The 1,033-nt window shown below is 60.7% G+C and carries 4 protein-coding genes; all 4 read right to left on the reverse strand.

Annotated features, from left to right (window positions below; all coding sequences use genetic code 11):
* A partial coding sequence (locus Q9Q40_14550) for a hypothetical protein (protein MDQ7008439.1) occupies nucleotides 1-216 on the reverse strand: 216 nt, incomplete at its 3' end.
* A 1-nt stretch (nucleotide 217) separates the two neighbouring features.
* Entirely contained in the window at nucleotides 218-421 is a 204-nt protein-coding gene (locus Q9Q40_14555; GenBank protein MDQ7008440.1) for a hypothetical protein, read from the reverse strand.
* Nucleotides 418-588 (reverse strand): hypothetical protein, encoded by a 171-nt coding sequence (locus Q9Q40_14560; GenBank protein ID MDQ7008441.1) that lies wholly within the window; start codon nucleotides 586-588, stop codon nucleotides 418-420. The genes Q9Q40_14555 and Q9Q40_14560 overlap by 4 nt, the downstream gene beginning before the upstream one ends.
* Nucleotides 581-1,033 (reverse strand): hypothetical protein (locus Q9Q40_14565; protein ID MDQ7008442.1); only part of this gene is annotated, 453 nt, incomplete at its 5' end. The genes Q9Q40_14560 and Q9Q40_14565, both read right to left, overlap by 8 nt.

The raw sequence follows: 1,033 nt of genomic DNA on the forward strand, positions 1-1,033 counted from the left end.
GGAATTGTCGTAATCGTGCAGCTTGCTGTCAGCATCCCGCTCAACACGATCACGTATACCTTCCGCATTTTTCCTGTCCTTCTCCCGTATCCGCTCTAGTGCCGCCTTGGCGGCACTGTGGCGTTGTTGGGTTATGATCCCCAGCATAGCCAGAATGAACACAGCAACCAGAGCCACGGTCTGCCCAAACCGGCTTCGCAGGAACCATACCCACATACTAGTCTCCTCCAAACTGCGTGAGATCAATCGAGAACCACTTGCCCTTGTCGGTCGGCCCGGCTACGCACACCACGGCCTCATTCGAGTCACATGGCTGGCCGTCATCGTCAAACCAGTCAGACACCCGGATGATCTCGCCGTCGTCGAGCACCGCCAGATCCGTGTAACGGTTGACTGCCTTTACGTCTGCTGTTTTCGTCATCGCTCAAGCTCCCTTCCAACAAGCCCCCCGAGCACCAGCCCTGCAGCTGGTGCCAACCAAGCGTACGACATGGCGTCGAACAGCCAGAACACCGGAATGAAGAACAAGCTCAACGCCGCGCCAAACCCGGCAAAAACTACGACCAGCAAACCGCGCATGTCAAACATTGCCGCTCCGCCTCAACAACAGCGCGACGCCGGCCACGGCGCCGAGGACGAGTACCGCAGCCAGCGCCCACTGTACCGGGCCTGTCCCGGAGGCCATTGTCGCAACCGAGCCAACGACAGAGCCTACAGTGCCCAGCACTTGAGGAGATTTCACCATGTCGGCCATCGTTGCCGACACCTTGACCTGCCCATCCGCCTTGCCTTGCGCGGCCTTGGTCGGACCGACGAGCGCAGCCGCCTCGACGTTCTCACGCGCCATGGCAATGCTGGCCTTCCTGACACGAGCGATACGAGCCTCCCAGCCGCGGCCGAACGTCTTGTATGTCTTGAGGCGGCGAATAAACGCAAGGCGCTTGTCGCACAGGCGGTTTACAAGCTGCACCGAGCCGAAGCCGGCAATCGCCGCGAGCGTGACATGGCCCATGACGCCATCGGCGGAGACGCC

The organism is Acidobacteriota bacterium (assembly GCA_030949985.1).
Taxonomy (GTDB): domain Bacteria; phylum Acidobacteriota; class Polarisedimenticolia; order J045; family J045; genus JALTMS01.